Raw genomic sequence first — 12,988 nt, forward strand, 5'->3', positions numbered from 1 at the left:
TGCTAGGTGCTAGGTGCTAGGTGCTAGGTGCTAGGACAAACTAAATCCCGTTTAACCTATAGCAACTATGATTTTTGTTTTCTTACACTGAAATGAAAGCCCCTCCTCGATCTAATCTGACGTCTGACAGCTAAAAGCTTCCAGCTATTTTTAAAAACAAAAAGCCCCAGCAGATGCCGGGGCTTTTTAGTAAGGAAACTTAATTAAAAATTAAGCTTTCTTTGGACGCTCAACAACGTCTACTAAAGTCCAAGACTTAGTCTTAGAAATAGGAGCACACTCAGAAATAGTAACTACGTCACCAGTTTGAGCTGTGTTGTTTTCGTCATGTACGTGTAGTTTAGTCGTACGTTTGATGAATTTTCCATATACTGGATGCTTCACGTAACGTGCGATAGCAACAGTGAAAGATTTATCCATCTTGTCGCTGATTACACGGCCTTGAAGAGTACGGATTTTATCGCTCATTATTGACCTGCCTTCTGGTTAATAACTGTTTTTACACGCGCGATATCGCGACGTACTGTTCTTAGCGTGTGTGTCTGAGCTAACTGACCAGTGCTTGCTTGCATGCGCAGGTTGAACTGCTCACGAAGAAGTCCTAGAAGTTCAGCATTTAGCTCTTCTACGCTTTTGTCTTTTAGTTCGCTAGCTTTCATTACATCACCGTCCGAGTTACGAAAGTTGTTGTGAATGGTAATTTACGCGCTGCAAGGTTAAATGCTTCACGAGCAAGCTCTTCAGAAACACCTTCCATTTCGTAAAGTACTTTACCAGGTTGAATTTCAGCAACCCAATATTCAACAGAACCTTTACCTTTACCCATACGAACTTCTAATGGTTTGTTCGTAATTGGCTTATCTGGGAATACACGAATCCAGATTTTACCTTGACGCTTTACGTGACGTGTCATAGCACGACGAGCTGCTTCGATTTGACGAGCAGTCATACGGCCACGGCCAGTAGCTTTCAAACCGAAAGTACCGAAGCTTACTTTGTTACCGTTTTGCGCTAAACCGCGGTTGCGGCCTTTGTGCATTTTACGGAATTTTGTACGTTTTGGCTGTAACATTACTCGCTACCTCTACTTAGCACTTTTTTTGGCTTTCTTTGGCGCGCGTTTAGCTGGCTTCTCTTGCTCTTGTACTAGTGGTAAACCACCAATAACTTCGCCTTTGAAGATCCAAACTTTAACACCAATGATACCATAAGTGGTTAAGGCTTCAGAAGTTGCGTAGTCGATATCAGCACGAAGAGTATGTAGAGGTACACGACCTTCACGATACCATTCTGAACGTGCGATCTCAGCACCGCCAAGACGACCGCTAACTTCAACTTTGATACCCTTTGCACCAATGCGCATTGCATTTTGTACCGAACGCTTCATAGCGCGACGGAACATAACACGACGCTCTAGCTGTGACGCAATACCGTCAGCTACTAGTTGTGCATCAAGTTCAGGCTTACGAACTTCAGCGATATTAATCTGAGCCGGAACACCTGCAATCTTAGTTACTGCTTGACGTAGTTTTTCAACGTCTTCGCCTTTTTTACCGATAACAACACCAGGACGAGCTGTGTGAATTGTTACACGGATAGATTTAGCTGGACGCTCGATAACGATTTTAGACACAGAAGCCGCTTTTAATTCCTTAGTAAGGAAAGTACGTACTTTGTGATCGCCAAAAAGCTGATCAGAGAAATCTTTTGAATTCGCGTACCAGGTAGAAACCCAAGGTTTAGAGATACCTAGGCGAATACCAGTAGGATGAACTTTTTGTCCCATTACTTATACTCCTAGCTATCTGAAACCACAACAGTGATGTGGCTTGTACGCTTAAGGATGCGGTCTGCGCGTCCTTTAGCACGTGGCATAATACGCTTCATTGTTGGACCATCGTCCACAAAGATCGTAGTTACACGAAGCTCATCAATGTCAGCACCTTCGTTATGCTCTGCGTTAGCAATAGCAGACTCAAGTACTTTTTTAACTAATACAGCCGCTTTTTTAGGGCTGTACGCCAGGATTTCTAGAGCGCGATCAACCGGAAGTCCGCGGATCTGATCTGCAACTAGACGTGCTTTTTGCGCCGAACCAGAGGCGAATTTATGTTTAGCTAATGCTTGCATTTATCATTCCCCTCTTAACGTTTCTTCGCTTTCTTATCCGCAGCGTGACCGCGGTAAGTACGAGTTGGTGCAAATTCACCTAGTTTGTGACCGATCATTTCGTCTGTGATGAACACAGGAACGTGCTGACGACCATTATGGACAGCGATGGTCAATCCGATCATGTTAGGTATGATCATTGAACGACGGCTCCAAGTTTTAATTGGCTTCTTGTCACCGCTTTCCAACGCTTTCTCTACCTTCTTCAGCAAGTGTAGGTCAATAAAAGGACCTTTCTTGAGAGAACGTGGCATGGCTATTCCTCAACTATTATTTAGTACGACGACGTACGATAAATTTATCAGTACGCTTGTTCTTACGTGTCTTAGCACCTTTAGTCGGCTTACCCCATGGAGACACAGGATGACGACCACCAGATGTACGACCTTCACCACCACCGTGCGGGTGATCTACCGGGTTCATGGCAACACCACGAACTGTCGGACGGATACCACGCCAGCGATTTGCACCAGCTTTACCTAGTGAACGAAGCATATGCTCAGCATTGCCTACTTCACCAAGTGTTGCGCGACAGTCAGCTGGAACTTTACGAACTTCGCCAGAACGAAGACGTAGAGTTACGTATTGACCTTCACGAGCAAGGATTTGAACGTATGCACCAGCAGAACGTGCGATTTGCGCGCCTTTACCTGGTTTTAATTCTACGTTGTGAACAGTCGAACCTACAGGCATGTTACGCATTGGTAACGTGTTACCAGCTTTGATTGGTGCATCAATACCAGATTGGATTGAATCACCAGCTTTTAAGCCTTTAGGTGCAATAATGTAACGACGCTCACCGTCTGCATATAATACAAGAGCGATGTTTGCGCTACGGTTTGGATCATACTCTAGACGCTCAACAACAGCTGGAATGCCATCTTTAGTGCGTTTAAAGTCGATTACACGGTAATGATGCTTATGACCACCACCGATGTGACGAACCGTGATACGACCTTTGTTATTACGACCACCAGACTTAGAGTTTTTCTCTAGTAGTGGTGCGTAAGGTTTACCCTTATGTAGATCTGGGTTAACCACTTTAACCAGGTGACGACGACCCGCAGAAGTTGGTTTACACTTTTGAAGTGCCATAATTCTAACTCCCCTTATTACTCGGCGCCGCCGACAAAGTCTAGCTCGCTACCTTCTTTAAGAGTAACGTAAGCTTTCTTCCAGTCTGAACGACGACCGAAACGCATGCCAGTACGTTTTGTTTTACCCTTAACGTTTAGTGTGCGAACACCAGTTACTTCTACTTCAAAAAGCTTTTCTGCTGCAGCTTTGATTTCAGCTTTAGTTGCATCAGAAGCTACTTTGAAAACAATCGTGTTGTTCTCTTCAGCAGCGATAGTGCTTTTCTCAGAGATGTGTGGAGCAAGGATCACTTTTAAAAGACGTTCTTCACGGATCATGCTAGCGCCTCCTCAAGTTGCTTAACAGCAGCAGCTGTAATAAGTACCTTATCGAAAGCGATTAGGCTTACAGGATCGATACCAGCTACATCACGCGTGTCAACCTTGTATAGGTTACGTGCCGATAAGAAAAGATTCTCATCTACTTCTTCAGTCACGATTAGAACATCTTTAAGCTCAAGTTCTTTAAGCTTAGAAACTAGTTCTTTAGTTTTTGGTGCTTCAAGACCAAACTGTTCAACAACGATTAAACGCTCTTGACGAACTAATTCAGATAAGATGCTTTTGATCGCACCGCGGTACATTTTACGGTTTACTTTTTGGCTGTGATCTTGTGGTTTAGCTGCGAAGCTAACGCCACCTGAACGCCAAATTGGGCTACGAATTGTACCAGCACGTGCACGGCCAGTACCTTTTTGAGACCATGGTTTTTTACCACCACCGCTTACTTCAGAACGTGTCTTCTGAGCACGAGTACCTTGACGAGCACCTGCTGCGTAAGCAACAACTACTTGGTGTACTAATGCTTCGTTAAACTCACGTCCAAAAGTAGCTTCAGAAACTTCAAGAGCGCCAGAAGCGTCTTTAATTGCTAATTCCATCACTAAATCTCCAGGACTTATGCTTTAACAGCTGGTTTAACGATAACGTCACCGCCGATAGCGCCAGGTACTGCACCTTTAACTAAAAGCAGGTTACGCTCAGCGTCAACGCGAACTAGTTCTAAGTTTTGAGTCGTTACACGCTCAGCACCCATGTGACCGGCCATTTTCTTACCTTTAAACACCTTACCAGGTGATTGGTTTTGACCGATTGAACCAGGAGCACGGTGAGATAGAGAGTTACCGTGAGTAGCGTCTTGCATGCTGAAGTTCCAGCGCTTAACACCACCTTGGAAACCTTTACCTTTAGAAGTACCGGTTACGTCAACTTTGTTGATTTCGTTGAATAATTCAACAGTAAGCTCAGCGCCTACTTCAAAATCGCCTTCACCACCATTTAGGCGGAATTCCCACAGACCGCGACCCGCTTCAACACCAGCTTTAGCGAAGTGACCCGCTGCAGCTTTGTTTACACGGCTTGCTTTTTTAGTGCCTGCGGTTACTTGAAGCGCGTTATAACCGTCAGTTGCTTCAGATTTGATCTGAGCAATGCGGTTAGGTGTTGCTTCGATAACTGTCACAGGGATAGATACACCATCTTCAGTGAAGATACGTGTCATACCCACTTTACGACCGACTAGACCTAATGCCATTTTCCTAAAACCTCTCTAATCTTCCGATTAACCCAGGCTGATTTGAACATCAACACCAGCAGCAAGATCTAAACGCATTAGAGCGTCAACAGTCTTGTCAGTTGGTTCTACGATGTCGATCAGACGTTTATGGGTGCGGATTTCGTACTGATCACGCGCGTCTTTGTTAACGTGCGGTGAAGTTAGTACAGTAAAACGTTCAAAGCGTGTAGGTAGTGGGATTGGACCACGTACTTGTGCGCCAGTGCGTTTCGCAGTTTCCACGATTTCCGCCGTTGATTGGTCAATCAAACGGTGGTCAAAAGCTTTTAGGCGAATACGAATGCGTTGATTTGACATTCTTAAACCTCAATATAAAGAGCATTTAAAAAGAGCATAAAAAAACGACCGAAACAATCTTAATAACTAAGATGTCGGCTGCTTTCTTATATCTACGATGAATTCCAAATCGGAATTCCTGTTTATTAGCTTGAAATCCAAGCTTAATCTTTCCTTCCAAGTTCCCGAGGGAATTTTGAAAGCCTGCGTATTATAGATAGATTGGTGATAAATGCAACAACTATTTTGAAAATCTCAAAGGTCTAAATTAAATTTTGTTTAATTTTCGAACTTTATCAATAACATTAGCGTCTTTAAATTATACTTGTGCGAGTAAAGAGGCTAGAAAATCGCTTTTAAATGGTCAGTCCAGTTAATAATTGTTATTCTATGCCGCTTATTTTTGACCAGACTCGGTCTATTTAATATCTACTAATAACTTTGGTGAGTTGATGCGTATCATTAATCGTTGTTTAAATTTCATTTCTGCCGGTATGAACCGCTTGTTTGTAAAAAGTAAGGTGCTGCCAGAAAACCCGATTGAACAATACAACCTAAACCCAGCCAACCCTACTTTTTATATTGTTAGGCTAAATGCACGCTCTGATTTAGCTGCACTGGCAAGGGTATGTAAAAAATACGGCTTACCTAACCCAACCGAAGAGCAGTTATTAGGTAATGCAGAACTTGATCGCTTTATCGGTATTCAAAACCCACCACCGCTATTTGGTAATAAAAGCAAACCAAGCAATGCCCTGCAGCAAGGCAAACAAATTATTGACCACCTGATGCAATCAGGTGAGAAAAACGTCCAAGTGATCCCAGTGACTATTTTATGGGGCCGAAACCCAGGCAAAGAAAAGCCTGGTTTAGGTACTTTGGTGTCTCATTCATTAACACCCAGCTGGTTTCGTAAGTTCTTTGTGTTGCTATTTTCTGGGCGCGATAACTTTATTCGCTTTAGTCAGCCACTCGATTTATCTTTATTGGTCAATGAAAAAGCTGAGGTTGATGAGCTACCGCATAAACTATTACGTGTAGCCCGCGTGCACTTTCGTCGTCAAAAATTGGCAGCGACAGGCCCGAAAATGCCATCACGTGAGCAGCTATTTAATTCGCTACTTGCCTCACCAACAATAAAAAAAGCAATTCAAATAGAAGCGAAAGAAAAAAACATCAGCCAAGAGCAAGCTCGCCAAAATGCGCTGAAGCTACTTGATGAGATTGCCGCCAATTATAGCGATGCCACCATTCGTGTTGCAGACCGTATTTTAACTTGGCTGTGGAATAAGCTTTATAACGGGATTGATATTAAGTTTTCAGAGCAAGTGCATGAGCTTACAGATAAAGGCCACGAGATTATCTATATGCCATGTCACCGATCGCATATGGATTACTTATTGCTGACCTATTCTATTTACCATTTAGGCTTAGTTCCGCCTCATATCGCTGCGGGTATCAACTTAAACTTCTTCCCAGCAGGGGGGATTTTCCGTCGCAGTGGTGCTTTCTTTATTCGCCGCTCATTCGCGGGTAATAAACTGTATTCGTCAGTATTTAAAGAGTACCTGAGCCAGTTATTTATCAAAGGTTATTCAGTAAAGTTTTACACTGAAGGTGGTCGTAGCCGTACTGGTCGCTTGTTACCGCCAAAAACAGGTATGCTCGCTATGACATTACAAGCTATGTTACGCGGCATTGATCGCCCTATTTCGATTGTGCCTGTATACATTGGTTATGAGCACGTAATGGAAATTAATACTTACTTAAAAGAGCTTGCCGGTAACGATAAAAAAGGTGAGTCGGTATTAGGTATCTTTAAGGCAATTAAAAACCTTAAAAACTATGGTCGTGGTTATTTAAACTTTGGCGACCCTATATCGATAAACCAATATCTCAATGATCAACAACCTGATTGGCGAGAGTCGATTCACCCAACTGATGTTCAGAAACCACAATGGCTTGGACCACAAGTCGCTAACCTCGCTGATAAGGTAATGGTTAATATTAATAGCGCCGCTGCACTCAATGCAGTGAATCTACTTGCGATGATATTACTGGTAAATGATAAACACGCGCTAAGTAAACCTAAGCTGATTGCTCAGCTTGAGTTTTATTTACATTTACAACGTAGCGCAAGCTACAGCGAAAAGGTGACCACACCAGACGAAAGCGCCGAGCAGCTATTAGAGCATGCACTTAAACTTAATAAGTTTGATGTGATCAGTGACGAGTTTGGCGAAATTATCGCGATTAACGATAAAGAAAAAACACTGTTCAACTACTACCGTAATAACGTGTTGCACTTATTTGCGGTACCGAGCTTATTGGCGCTGCATTTATTCAAAGCACATCAAACTACCATGGCTGATTGCCAAGCCTTGATTGCACGTTTTTACCCACTGTTTGCCAAAGAGTGGTTCTTGCATGAGTTAGATGAAAACTACATTACGCGTGTTCTCGCTAGTTTCGTTGATCAAGACCTGATTGAAATTGATGGCGATAATATCAAGATAACTAACAGCAACGATTGTTTAGCGAAACTCGAAATGCTCGGTCGCGCCTTAAGTTTAACACTACAACGCTACGCTATCGTGGTTGGTTTTATTCAAACTAGCAGTGGTATTGAGCGTGAAGAACTTGAACACGAAAGCCAAGTGTTAGCAGAGCGCTTAGGTACCTTGCACGGCATTAAAACCCCTGAGTTCTTCGACAAAAAAGTACTTATTGGTTTTATTTCAAGCTTGCGAGAGCAAAAGCTAATTACCGAAACAGAGCAAGGCTTAACGGGTAGCAATGAACTGTGTGAAGTGTATTTATATCTTAAAGCATTGCTGCCAGCACGGGTCTGGCAGTCAATTGACGATATAGTGCAAAGCCAAGCTCAGCACACAAAAGATTAACGCTGACGCATGACCCCTTCTTGGATCGTTGAGGCAACTAAATTGCCTTGACGGTCAAAAAACTGACCTCGCACCAAACCACGACCAGAGCTCGCACTTGGGCTATCAATCGAATATAAAATCCAATCGTCTAGTCTAAACGGGCGGTGAAACCACATTGCATGGTCAATTGTTGCAACCTGCATATTCGGCTGCATAAACGATACCCCGTGCGGCTGTAATGCAGTTGGTAAAAACTCAAAGTCAGATGCGTACGCAAGTAAGTAATTATGAATACGCTGATCGTCAGGCATCTCACCATTAGCTTTAAACCAAATATGCTTAACTGGCTCCATCACTTGTGGTTTGAATGGGTTATGAAAAGTCACAGGGCGCATTTCAATTGGCACTTCACGGATGAACTTATTTCGAATTGGTTCAGGAATAAGCTCTGCATTTGCTTGGTAAAATTCAAGCGATGACTTTAATTCTTCAGGCTGTGGTACATCAGGCATCTGCGCTTGATGTGATAAGCCCTCTTCTTCACCTTGGAAAGAAGCGGTCATGTAAAAAATCGGCTTACCATATTGAATTGCTTTTACACGGCGAGTACTAAAACTTTTACCATCACGTATATTCTCTACATCATAGACAATCGGCTTTGCAGCATCACCTGGGCGCAAAAAGTAAGAGTGTAAAGAGTGAACAATACGCCCTTGTGGTAATGTTTCTTTTGCGGCAGATAGAGCTTGGCCCATTACTTGGCCACCGAATACAGCTCTAAATCCTAAATCTTGGCTTTGCCCGCGATACAAGCCTTGCTCAATCTCTTCTAACGACATTAATGACAGTAGGTCATCTAATACTTGGCTCATTTATTTATCCTCAATCCCGACAAGCGTTTAATGATACTATAGACTAATTGGAAGTAAATCTTTGTAAGAGCACCTCATTATGGCTTATTGGCTTTTTAAAACCGAACCCGATGCATTTTCAATTGATGATCTAAAAAACGCACCTGAGCAAACCTCTATGTGGGATGGCGTGCGTAATTATCAAGCCCGCAACTTTCTACGCGATGGCATTAAACAAGGCGACTTGGTAATGATTTATCATTCAAGTTGTAAACATGTAGGTGTTGCAGGTATCGCTACGGTGACTCGCGAAGCTTATGCCGACCCAACACAGTTTGATTTAAATAGCGATTACTACGATGCCAAAGCAACCGCTGATAACCCGCGCTGGTTTGTGGTCGATGTGCAATATCAAGCACACCTTAAAAAGCTTGTTAGCCTGCAAGCGATTAAAGCCAATGATGCAATCACCGAAATTGCCCTTAAAAAAGGCGGCCGATTATCAGTAATGCCTGTAACTGAACATGACTGGCAACAGATCATCGCAATGAGCGAGGGCTAAGCATATAAAGTAGTGGCCATTTTTAATGAGCTGCTATTTTTGCTACAATTTCGCCCCTTTATTTTAGAGGTACTAAGGGGGGGGATGTATGAAATTATTGTATTGGTTAGAGGAATGGACCAATCTCCCACGCGATGAGCAACAAAGCCTTGTTCCTATGACTGGTGGTGATTTGCTCGGCGACGTTTATGTGAAATATCATATCATTGATGCCAATAAGCCCCTGCTAATTACCTTCTCTCCTGCTGGAACAAATTATCAAGAACATGATATCACTGATGATTTTTCGCCTTGGGCTTATAAGCTCGCGAAAAAGCAAGATGTGAATATTATCGCCTTTCAACATTTAGGCATTAGCAACTGGTTTAGGCACCGTAATCTGTTGTTTTTCATTGAGCAGCTAGCACCACTGATTGGCGGGTTCAAAGAGCGATTAGGTTATGGTTTGAGTCGAGGAGGCTTTGCCGTTGGTGCCTTTGCCAATCTATTAAAGCTAGACAAGGTTTTACTCTTTCACCCAGTTAGCACAAAAAACAAAGAAAAAGCGCCATGGGATGACCGTTCAAGTACCGACATCGCGCAAAAATTTGATTGGAACGGTGACTACCACGATTTAGATTTAGGCCATGCAAAGGGTTATATTATTTACGACCCAACGAATCGCATCGACCGAGCTCATGCTAAACGTTACCCACAACTAACCCACTTACGCGTGTTTGGTATGGGCCATAGTGTTCATGCAACATATTTAAATAAGTTTGGCTTTTATAAAGATGTTGCTGTTGATTTTATTAGCCACCAGCAAGTTGATATAGCCCAATTCCGCCAGCAAACCAAAACGCTGCGCTTTAAAGAAGATTATTATCGTCGTCTAAACAAGGCAAACAAGAGTTCGCCACATCGTTTAGCCTTACTGAGCACCGCGCATACAATTTTAGCTGAAGAAAAAGCTGAGCATATGCAAGAGCAAAAAGATGCGATTGATGTGCAACCGCTGATTGATGTTGCAATCAAGCATCAAGATGAGCACCCAAACGATGCTATTAAGGTCTTAGAAGTAGCGCAGCAACTCTCACCCGATGATCCTGTGATAGATCATAAACTAAAACAGTTGAAGTGACACAGCAGCTGTCAATTTGAGGAGAGTTAACCCTTAGGTTTTACTTTACGGTGCTTTTTGACCCGCCCGTGTTTAGGGATGATTGTTAAGTACATTACCAAAGCTAACCACGAAAAGAAGATGATACCTATTAACCAAGCATTCTTTTCGTGGCCTTGAGTGCGTTTACTATTGAGCACAATGACCACAGGTAAAATGTAGGCACTGAGTACAATAATTAAAAACACAACTTCATTCATAGCTCATTAAACCAACGCAGACCAATCAACTTCGTCACTCAAAACACGCTCCGCAGCGATATAATGCAAAATATCTCCTTCACTTACCACGTAATCAAGTGGCGGGTTTAAGTCCATATTTTTTGCACTCAAATTATGTGCGACACCCAGCAGTATAGCATCATGACTATATTTAAAGTGATGAAACAGCTTGCCAAATTCCATTGCTTGCACGCCTTTGGGGATAGGTAAACTAAATTGAGTATCCCCATGTAGTGTCGATAACAGTTCTTCCTGTACGCGGCTTGAACCTGGGTCTTGCATTGAACGCACTAAGATCTCGGCTGACTTAGCACTGCTACATTCTACATTGTGGCAATGCTCATGTAACATTTCGATTTTAGTTTCATCAGTAAAGTGTGCACTAATGTGGCACTGTTTATTGACCAACTTGCTAATACGCAGGGCTGTTGTAAACGTCTGGTCATCATCTTGACCATCAATAATAATTTTGTCGGCGCGATCAATGGCAATTCTTTTCAACTCATCTAAATCAGTAAAGCTACTTAGACGAGCAAAATCAACCATAGGATTTGCTAAAAACGGATGTTCCATTTGTTCAGTAACCGCCAATAAAATACGACGATCTAAGCGTTTATGATCGGCCAAGATATAGTCAACCATCTTTTTAGTACGTGTATCATGCCAACCAAAGATAATAATGTGATTGTTTATATGTGCGAAGCTTTTATCACCCGTCATAGCGCGCCTAATTAAATAAGTTACTGTTTGCCCTGTTTTTCCTAACAGAACGCCAAATAATGCTAAACCAAAAGGTATTTGCAGTAATGCGACAATCCAACGGCCAAGCTCGGTGCTCGCGCTAAAATCGCCATAGCCAACTGTAGATGTAGTTACTACATAATAATAAAAATAAGTACTAAGTGGTGTGAGCGCTTGCTCTCCTGCAAGCATAAGCAGCCACCAAATAAGTAGCATATGCAAAAGCGTAGTAAATACCACAGCCTGCCAACTTACTTGATCAATGTGACTGCGAATAAGTACCACTAAACGATTAAATATATGATGCATAATCCTTGCGATTTATAGTGGAAGAAATTATCGATACGGTACTGTAATGCTTGCTCTTTGGCAACTGATGGAAAATTACTAATGCATGTCGATGAAAAATGATAGTAGACTATACTATCTCTGTATTAGGTGTTTAGGGTGAAATATGTCAGGTGTTCTTGCTTCCGTCGATAAGCGTACGCAACTGGTCGGTGAAAACCGCTTAGAGCTTTTACTATTTTACCTACACAGTCGCCACTTATTCGCTCTCAATGTGTTTAAAGTTAAAGAAGTGGTGAAGTTACCGCAAATTAGCAAAATTCCCCACGCCCACCCTAAAGTTTCTGGGGTTGTAAATATTCGTGGCGAATCAATTCCGGTGATTGATTTGCGCAGAGCGATAAACATGCCTGAAGCTAAACACATCGAAGATACAAACCTCGTTATCACCGAGTACAATCGTACCGTGCAAGGCTTTTTAATTGGTAAAGTTGATCAAATCATCAATATGACATGGTCAGATATTATGCCGCCACCAACGGCAATTGGTAAAAATCATTACCTAACAGCCTTAACGAAAGTAAAACGCGATGGCCAAGAGCAGCTGGTTGAAATTATCGATGTAGAAAAAGTGCTCGCAGAAATCGTTGAGTACGAAGTCCAAATATCTGAAGATATTCTAGATAAAAGCATCGTGAACGAGTTTGCAGGCCGCAAAATTCTTCACGCCGATGATTCACCAACTGCTCGTAAGCAAGTAAGCGATACCTTGTCGCAACTTGGCATCGAAATCATACCTGCTCGTAACGGACTTGAAGCACTCGAAATGCTAAAAGGCTGGGCTGATCAAGGTAAAGATGTAGAGAAAGAATTGCTCATGGTGATCACCGATGCTGAAATGCCAGCAATGGATGGCTACCGTTTAACACACGAAATTCGTAACGACAGCCGCATGAAGAACCTACATATTGTGCTTAATACCTCTTTGAGTGGTAGCTTTAACCAAGCTTTAGTTGAGAAGGTTGGTTGTAATGCGTTCTTATCAAAGTTCCAGCCAATACTGTTAGTAGAAGAAGTTCAAGCCCGCTTAAAAACCGTGCTAGAACAAGATTCACAGTAAGCAC

Annotated in this window: 18 protein-coding genes; 4 read left to right on the forward strand and 14 right to left on the reverse strand. The window is 42.5% G+C overall.

Annotated features, from left to right (window positions below; genetic code table 11):
* Positions 1–210: 210 nt before the first annotated feature.
* Genes rpsQ through rpsJ form a run of 11 tightly spaced genes read right to left on the reverse strand, consistent with a single transcriptional unit; the run spans position 211 to position 5,178 of the window.
* Complete coding sequence (gene rpsQ, locus VRK28_RS00530) at positions 211–468, reverse strand: 30S ribosomal protein S17 (protein ID WP_054552372.1); 258 nt, start codon at positions 466–468, stop codon at positions 211–213.
* Positions 468–659 (reverse strand): 50S ribosomal protein L29, encoded by a 192-nt coding sequence (rpmC, locus tag VRK28_RS00535; protein ID WP_054552371.1) that lies wholly within the window; start codon positions 657–659, stop codon positions 468–470. Before rpmC ends, rpsQ begins: the two co-directional genes overlap by 1 nt.
* Positions 659–1,072, reverse strand: coding sequence for a 50S ribosomal protein L16 (rplP, locus tag VRK28_RS00540; protein ID WP_036974208.1), 414 nt, complete (start codon positions 1,070–1,072; stop codon positions 659–661). Before rplP ends, rpmC begins: the two co-directional genes overlap by 1 nt.
* A 12-nt stretch (positions 1,073–1,084) precedes the next feature.
* A complete protein-coding gene (rpsC, locus tag VRK28_RS00545; RefSeq protein WP_054552370.1) occupies positions 1,085–1,786 on the reverse strand; it encodes a 30S ribosomal protein S3 in 702 nt (233 codons plus the stop codon).
* Between the two features lie 11 nt (positions 1,787–1,797).
* Positions 1,798–2,130, reverse strand: a complete 333-nt coding sequence (rplV, locus tag VRK28_RS00550; protein ID WP_004588690.1) for a 50S ribosomal protein L22 — start codon at positions 2,128–2,130, stop codon at positions 1,798–1,800.
* A 14-nt stretch (positions 2,131–2,144) separates the two neighbouring features.
* The gene (rpsS, locus tag VRK28_RS00555) at positions 2,145–2,423 is read right to left on the reverse strand and encodes a 30S ribosomal protein S19 (protein ID WP_010376377.1); all 279 of its coding nucleotides are present in this window, start codon (positions 2,421–2,423) and stop codon (positions 2,145–2,147) included.
* Between the two features lie 16 nt (positions 2,424–2,439).
* Positions 2,440–3,264: a 50S ribosomal protein L2 gene (rplB, locus tag VRK28_RS00560; protein WP_054552369.1), complete on the reverse strand. Its 825-nt coding sequence runs from the start codon at positions 3,262–3,264 to the stop codon at positions 2,440–2,442.
* Positions 3,265–3,281: 17 nt separating this feature from the next.
* Positions 3,282–3,584, reverse strand: coding sequence for a 50S ribosomal protein L23 (gene rplW / locus VRK28_RS00565; RefSeq protein WP_054552368.1), 303 nt, complete (start codon positions 3,582–3,584; stop codon positions 3,282–3,284).
* On the reverse strand, positions 3,581–4,186 hold the full coding sequence (rplD, locus tag VRK28_RS00570; RefSeq protein ID WP_054552367.1) for a 50S ribosomal protein L4: 606 nt from the start codon (positions 4,184–4,186) through the stop codon (positions 3,581–3,583). The genes rplW and rplD overlap by 4 nt, the downstream gene beginning before the upstream one ends.
* 17 nt (positions 4,187–4,203) lie before the next feature.
* On the reverse strand, positions 4,204–4,839 hold the full coding sequence (gene rplC / locus VRK28_RS00575; RefSeq protein WP_036974218.1) for a 50S ribosomal protein L3: 636 nt from the start codon (positions 4,837–4,839) through the stop codon (positions 4,204–4,206).
* Between the two features lie 27 nt (positions 4,840–4,866).
* Positions 4,867–5,178: a 30S ribosomal protein S10 gene (gene rpsJ / locus VRK28_RS00580; RefSeq protein WP_002957900.1), complete on the reverse strand. Its 312-nt coding sequence runs from the start codon at positions 5,176–5,178 to the stop codon at positions 4,867–4,869.
* A gap of 431 nt (positions 5,179–5,609) precedes the next feature.
* On the opposite strand from rpsJ, the gene plsB reads away from it, so the two are divergent.
* Complete coding sequence (gene plsB / locus VRK28_RS00585) at positions 5,610–8,060, forward strand: glycerol-3-phosphate 1-O-acyltransferase PlsB (RefSeq protein ID WP_058583715.1); 2,451 nt, start codon at positions 5,610–5,612, stop codon at positions 8,058–8,060.
* Here plsB and tesB read toward each other — a convergent pair.
* On the reverse strand, positions 8,057–8,914 hold the full coding sequence (tesB, locus tag VRK28_RS00590) for an acyl-CoA thioesterase II (RefSeq protein WP_054552365.1): 858 nt from the start codon (positions 8,912–8,914) through the stop codon (positions 8,057–8,059). The two genes, plsB and tesB, sit on opposite strands and share 4 nt — an antisense overlap.
* A 79-nt stretch (positions 8,915–8,993) precedes the next feature.
* Between tesB and VRK28_RS00595 the strand changes: the two genes are divergently transcribed.
* Both VRK28_RS00595 and VRK28_RS00600 read left to right on the forward strand, forming a co-directional pair.
* Positions 8,994–9,455 (forward strand): EVE domain-containing protein, encoded by a 462-nt coding sequence (locus VRK28_RS00595; protein ID WP_332393086.1) that lies wholly within the window; start codon positions 8,994–8,996, stop codon positions 9,453–9,455.
* 88 nt (positions 9,456–9,543) lie between these two features.
* A complete protein-coding gene (locus VRK28_RS00600) occupies positions 9,544–10,575 on the forward strand; it encodes a hypothetical protein (RefSeq protein ID WP_063529763.1) in 1,032 nt (343 codons plus the stop codon).
* Between the two features lie 26 nt (positions 10,576–10,601).
* Here the strand turns inward: VRK28_RS00600 and VRK28_RS00605 are convergent, their stop codons facing one another.
* Both VRK28_RS00605 and VRK28_RS00610 read right to left on the reverse strand, forming a co-directional pair.
* Positions 10,602–10,814, reverse strand: coding sequence for a hypothetical protein (locus VRK28_RS00605; protein ID WP_054563926.1), 213 nt, complete (start codon positions 10,812–10,814; stop codon positions 10,602–10,604).
* A gap of 6 nt (positions 10,815–10,820) precedes the next feature.
* Positions 10,821–11,885 carry a potassium channel family protein gene (locus tag VRK28_RS00610; protein WP_063529762.1) on the reverse strand — a complete coding sequence of 355 codons (1,065 nt, stop codon included), beginning with the start codon at positions 11,883–11,885 and terminating at the stop codon, positions 10,821–10,823.
* 145 nt (positions 11,886–12,030) lie between these two features.
* Between VRK28_RS00610 and VRK28_RS00615 the strand changes: the two genes are divergently transcribed.
* Entirely contained in the window at positions 12,031–12,984 is a 954-nt protein-coding gene (locus VRK28_RS00615) for a chemotaxis protein CheV (RefSeq protein WP_063529761.1), read from the forward strand.
* Positions 12,985–12,988 lie beyond the last annotated feature (4 nt).

Source organism: Pseudoalteromonas sp. P80D2 (assembly GCF_036680945.1).
In the GTDB taxonomy this organism is placed as follows: domain Bacteria; phylum Pseudomonadota; class Gammaproteobacteria; order Enterobacterales; family Alteromonadaceae; genus Pseudoalteromonas; species Pseudoalteromonas shioyasakiensis.

Coding starts and splice junctions, on each gene's coding strand:
- rpsQ (WP_054552372.1), bottom strand. CDS start 468: ATGAGCGATAAAATCCGTACTCTTCAAGGCCGTGTAATCAGCGACAAG.
- rpmC (WP_054552371.1), bottom strand. CDS start 659: ATGAAAGCTAGCGAACTAAAAGACAAAAGCGTAGAAGAGCTAAATGCT.
- rplP (WP_036974208.1), bottom strand. CDS start 1,072: ATGTTACAGCCAAAACGTACAAAATTCCGTAAAATGCACAAAGGCCGC.
- rpsC (WP_054552370.1), bottom strand. CDS start 1,786: ATGGGACAAAAAGTTCATCCTACTGGTATTCGCCTAGGTATCTCTAAA.
- rplV (WP_004588690.1), bottom strand. CDS start 2,130: ATGCAAGCATTAGCTAAACATAAATTCGCCTCTGGTTCGGCGCAAAAA.
- rpsS (WP_010376377.1), bottom strand. CDS start 2,423: ATGCCACGTTCTCTCAAGAAAGGTCCTTTTATTGACCTACACTTGCTG.
- rplB (WP_054552369.1), bottom strand. CDS start 3,264: ATGGCACTTCAAAAGTGTAAACCAACTTCTGCGGGTCGTCGTCACCTG.
- rplW (WP_054552368.1), bottom strand. CDS start 3,584: ATGATCCGTGAAGAACGTCTTTTAAAAGTGATCCTTGCTCCACACATC.
- rplD (WP_054552367.1), bottom strand. CDS start 4,186: ATGGAATTAGCAATTAAAGACGCTTCTGGCGCTCTTGAAGTTTCTGAA.
- rplC (WP_036974218.1), bottom strand. CDS start 4,839: ATGGCATTAGGTCTAGTCGGTCGTAAAGTGGGTATGACACGTATCTTC.
- rpsJ (WP_002957900.1), bottom strand. CDS start 5,178: ATGTCAAATCAACGCATTCGTATTCGCCTAAAAGCTTTTGACCACCGT.
- plsB (WP_058583715.1), top strand. CDS start 5,610: ATGCGTATCATTAATCGTTGTTTAAATTTCATTTCTGCCGGTATGAAC.
- tesB (WP_054552365.1), bottom strand. CDS start 8,914: ATGAGCCAAGTATTAGATGACCTACTGTCATTAATGTCGTTAGAAGAG.
- VRK28_RS00595 (WP_332393086.1), top strand. CDS start 8,994: ATGGCTTATTGGCTTTTTAAAACCGAACCCGATGCATTTTCAATTGAT.
- VRK28_RS00600 (WP_063529763.1), top strand. CDS start 9,544: ATGAAATTATTGTATTGGTTAGAGGAATGGACCAATCTCCCACGCGAT.
- VRK28_RS00605 (WP_054563926.1), bottom strand. CDS start 10,814: ATGAATGAAGTTGTGTTTTTAATTATTGTACTCAGTGCCTACATTTTA.
- VRK28_RS00610 (WP_063529762.1), bottom strand. CDS start 11,885: ATGCATCATATATTTAATCGTTTAGTGGTACTTATTCGCAGTCACATT.
- VRK28_RS00615 (WP_063529761.1), top strand. CDS start 12,031: ATGTCAGGTGTTCTTGCTTCCGTCGATAAGCGTACGCAACTGGTCGGT.